At 58.9% G+C, this 3,479-nt stretch carries 7 protein-coding genes; 2 read left to right on the top strand and 5 right to left on the bottom strand.

All coding sequences use genetic code 11. From position 1 onward, the window contains the following. From WS68_RS29125 to WS68_RS28065, 5 genes are all read right to left on the bottom strand, one after another. Window positions 1-517: hypothetical protein (locus WS68_RS29125; RefSeq protein WP_231753098.1), on the bottom strand; the 517-nt coding region annotated here is incomplete at its 3' end. 291 nt (window positions 518-808) lie between these two features. Then, window positions 809-1,192, bottom strand: a complete 384-nt coding sequence (locus WS68_RS23685) for a nuclease domain-containing protein (protein WP_231753099.1) — start codon at window positions 1,190-1,192, stop codon at window positions 809-811. 62 nt (window positions 1,193-1,254) lie between these two features. Beyond that, window positions 1,255-1,599: a winged helix-turn-helix domain-containing protein gene (locus WS68_RS23680; protein ID WP_059571396.1), complete on the bottom strand. Its 345-nt coding sequence runs from the start codon at window positions 1,597-1,599 to the stop codon at window positions 1,255-1,257. Next, a complete protein-coding gene (locus tag WS68_RS28540; RefSeq protein ID WP_082710263.1) occupies window positions 1,599-2,162 on the bottom strand; it encodes a DUF1064 domain-containing protein in 564 nt (187 codons plus the stop codon). Before WS68_RS28540 ends, WS68_RS23680 begins: the two co-directional genes overlap by 1 nt. 102 nt (window positions 2,163-2,264) lie before the next feature. After that, entirely contained in the window at window positions 2,265-2,411 is a 147-nt protein-coding gene (locus tag WS68_RS28065) for a hypothetical protein (RefSeq protein ID WP_156429647.1), read from the bottom strand. 50 nt (window positions 2,412-2,461) lie between these two features. On the opposite strand from WS68_RS28065, the gene WS68_RS23670 reads away from it, so the two are divergent. Further along, window positions 2,462-2,758 carry a type II toxin-antitoxin system RelE/ParE family toxin gene (locus WS68_RS23670; RefSeq protein WP_059573167.1) on the top strand — a complete coding sequence of 99 codons (297 nt, stop codon included), beginning with the start codon at window positions 2,462-2,464 and terminating at the stop codon, window positions 2,756-2,758. Between the two features lie 3 nt (window positions 2,759-2,761). Further along, window positions 2,762-3,073 (top strand): addiction module antidote protein, encoded by a 312-nt coding sequence (locus WS68_RS23665; RefSeq protein ID WP_059573166.1) that lies wholly within the window; start codon window positions 2,762-2,764, stop codon window positions 3,071-3,073. The last annotated feature ends 406 nt before the right edge of the window (window positions 3,074-3,479 follow it).

The following is a 3,479-nucleotide window of genomic DNA, read 5'->3' as shown; positions in this document are numbered from 1 at the left end:
TCCTGCCGATACGGATGAACGCCGACCGAGGTGGTGCCGTCTGGAAACAGACCACACAGCGTGCACATATCCCGGATAAATTTCGGGTTCGCTTCCGTGACGCCGCCCGTGCCAACCTGCGCATGAGGATCGACGCGCTTACCCCAAACACGCTGGCGATGTATTGAGTCCTGACGCCCGCCGATTTCATGCGGATAATCTCCGCGTCACGATAACGCCGGTAAATTTCCGCGCAGCTCGCTGGTTGCAGAATCTCACCACCGAACACCCGGCATAGCTTCACTGCATCGCTCCACCCCAAGATCCGAACCAAGTCATGATCAAGGGGCAATCGCGCCGCAGTCGGCACGTATAAAACGACGTGAGACGCCGTGGCGTTCGGATAGCGCCTATCGCGCGTGATGCATCGCGGCAATTGCCCGATCAGATAGAGCGCACGCTCACAACCAATCACGTCCGCGATTTCCTGGACGCTCCGCGGCAATCGCATGCGGACGCTCTCGGTCGATACGTTCATGGAAGATCCCTCACATCCCATTCGAGATCGCCGCTCGACAGGAATGGCTCAAGCGATCGACGGTTGTGATTCACGACTACTTCCACGCGATGCGTCCCATCCGCGTTTTGAGACATGCACATCGCGTCTTTCATGTACCTCTCCGGGACAAAAATATCGGCATAGATGTACGCCGGAACGCGACGCCCACTCCGCACCGGACCAATCAATCTCTGCACCACACATTCGAACGTCACCCAATCGTCATGCCATCGGTTGCGCGCACGAATCGCCGGCTTTATCAACCGCACCTTAAGCCGCACCTTTCACCTCCAATCCCATCTTTCGGGCGCGTACCGGTTCCCATCTCTCGTATGCCCGATTCCACACATCGAACTTGACCTGCTTCGGCGCGCCGACGCGGTTCTGATCGATCCACGCATGACAGGCATCGCATCCCGGAACCGTGAACTCGTTTTTCGCCTTCATCGCACCCGCCTTTCCGTGGCGTGACTGGTTCGAGTGGCACGGCACAACGGTTTCATCCATGGGGTTCAGCCGACAGACGCCCGGCACGCGGAGATAGCACTCTTCACCGCAACAGGCCGCCAGATACTTCGAACCTTCGGCAACGGTCGGTTTCTTGATCCGGCGCACGATCGCCTTTTGACGCTTCAACGTTGATGTGCGCGTCAGGCTGCTGAACGGCGAATGCGTCTTTCGTTTGAATCCGGTCCGCTTCAGTGGCGCAGCGCGCTTCACGACGCCGCCCTCCCGACATCGATCATGGCTCGCATGGCCGGGATCACCACGTCGTACGCATCCCCAATCACGCTACGGCGCAAGCGGCGAAGGTATTGCGCGTTCGGGGCCCAATCTGCCGATGATGGGAACGACTTTCCTGTCAACGTTAATGGGAAGCAATTGCCCCGACGCTTGCCGCGAACCACATATCCGCACTTGATCAGCTTCTGAACCGGTTTCCTGGCGCGCTCAATTTGCCAACCCATCGCCGTCGCCATCTGGTTCACTGTCACACCAGGGTTGCTTTGCAGGTATTCGCAAATCAATCGGGATGTGCGCCCCATCTTGCCTTCCGCCATCAAACCTCCCTGATTGAGATGTCGTACTTGTCCAGCATCTGCTTGCGCTTCTGGATATACGTCCGGTCCTTGCGTGTCGCCGCGGATTTCACGTCCTCGACAACTTGTTTGCCCGTCATCGCGTCGATGTAGACGAAATCGGCGACGTATTTGGATGCCCGCTCCCACTTGCCGTCGTCTCGCTGCTTACGTTCGGTGAGGACATACGGGACTTGCAACTGCAAATCACGAATGTGGCCGCACACCTGTAATTGGGTCAGTTGAACCCAGCGCGAGCATTCTTTCTGACTGTCAAATTTGATTCCGCCCTGCTCGCACTTCGTGTTGCGGTATTTCGCTGGCTTCGTCGGCTTTTGCATTGAGAGCGGAATCGGCGCGTCCGGATCGAAGCCATCGGCTATTTCGTCAAAGCCGCTGTCAACCTGTGGGCGATTGCCCGTCGCTTCGAATATCCGGCGCTGCGCCGCCGTCATGGCCGGCCGCGCTTCGTCGCGAACGTGCGCCGTGCCGACCGTCTTCGTGCCAGCCGGGACAACCATCGGCCAGGGTGTTCGTTTCGTCATGCCTTCCTGTCGCTATCCACGTAGCTCCTCAACTCACGGCGCGCGATCTCCGCTGCCGCATCCCCAAAGCGTTCGCGCACCGATGCGATGAGCGCGCGTGCCTTACCGTTCCTTGTCGAGCGTGCCGTCGCCCTTGAGTGCGAGAAGCCCGATGAAGTGACGCTGATCCTCGAACGCCAGCGAGATCATCTTCGGATCGTTCAGGAAATCCGTGTACACACGGAACCACGGCATCTTTGCGCTACTCATGCCGCACACTCCACCTTGCATTTTCGTATCCGATTGGATACAATGAATTCATGAACACGCTGATCCGCTCCGACGAATTCAACGACTGGCTCCGCAACCTGCGTGACGGGCGCGCGAAAGCGCGCATCGCTGCCCGGCTGATCAGTGCTCAGCACGGCAACTTCGGCGAGTACCGCGTCCTTACCGAAGGCGTGTGTGAAATGAAGATCGACATCGGGCCCGGCTACCGCGTGTACTACGTGCGTCAGGGGTCGGTCGTGTATTTCCTGCTGACGGGCGGCGACAAGTCCACCCAGCAAAAAGACATCAAGCGCGCCGTTCAGATGGCCCGCGAACTGAAGGAGTAACGGATGGCTACCACCAGCTACGCGGCGTTTGATGCCGCCGAATACCTTGACAGCGAAGAAGCGATCGCGGAATTCCTTGCTGCCGCGGCGGAAGACGGCAATCCCGACGTTCTGCTGTCGGCCATCAGCGCTGTGGCGCGGGCGCGCGGCATGGCGAAGGTCGCAGCCGACGCAGGGCTGGGCCGCGAAAGCCTGTACAAGGCGCTCGCGCCCGGCGCGCACCCTCGATACGAGACGATTCAGCGTGTCATCCACGCGCTCGGCGTGAAACTGACCTTTACTCCGGCGGCCAGCGGTGCCATGCGCGTCGATTGAATTTTTTGCCATTCGATTTCCCTCAATGACCACACGGCACCGAGCCGTCGAGAGATTCGAGCGCCCCGCATGACAAGCACTTGCGGGGCGTCATGGCCTGAACGAGTGATGTAACGACAGGCTCACGTGCCGCCCCCGTGGCAAGTTCATAGAACTTGATCCGGCCGTTTGCAATCTCGCGTAGTAACGCTTCGTCAGCGTCTTGAGGTAAAGCATGGATGACGTTGTTCAATTCCAACCTCTATGTAGGAGTACTAAATCCAGGCAGAAACGCTTTCCGGTAAAAGCGCTTGTGACGGGACTCCCGCCTCCTACCTCACCAACGCGTGCCGCACTCCCCGAAACCTTCTCGCGCGCATTTGCAATGCAAACCGACTTCGCTCAGCGTGGTGTGAGCCTCCAGGTA

Source organism: Burkholderia sp. TSV86 (assembly GCF_001522865.1).
Taxonomy (GTDB): Bacteria; Pseudomonadota; Gammaproteobacteria; order Burkholderiales; family Burkholderiaceae; genus Burkholderia.
The sequence above is the reverse complement of the archived record's forward strand: the minus strand, read 5'-3'. Positions and strand labels throughout refer to the sequence as shown.

What these genes read in the sequence shown, in the direction of transcription:
- WS68_RS23680 (WP_059571396.1), bottom strand. Translation starts at nt 1,599, where the DNA reads ATGGCGGAAGGCAAGATGGGGCGCACATCCCGATTGATTTGCGAATAC.
- WS68_RS28540 (WP_082710263.1), bottom strand. Translation starts at nt 2,162, where the DNA reads ATGACGAAACGAACACCCTGGCCGATGGTTGTCCCGGCTGGCACGAAG.
- WS68_RS28065 (WP_156429647.1), bottom strand. Translation starts at nt 2,411, where the DNA reads ATGAGTAGCGCAAAGATGCCGTGGTTCCGTGTGTACACGGATTTCCTG.
- WS68_RS23670 (WP_059573167.1), top strand. Translation starts at nt 2,462, where the DNA reads ATGAACACGCTGATCCGCTCCGACGAATTCAACGACTGGCTCCGCAAC.
- WS68_RS23665 (WP_059573166.1), top strand. Translation starts at nt 2,762, where the DNA reads ATGGCTACCACCAGCTACGCGGCGTTTGATGCCGCCGAATACCTTGAC.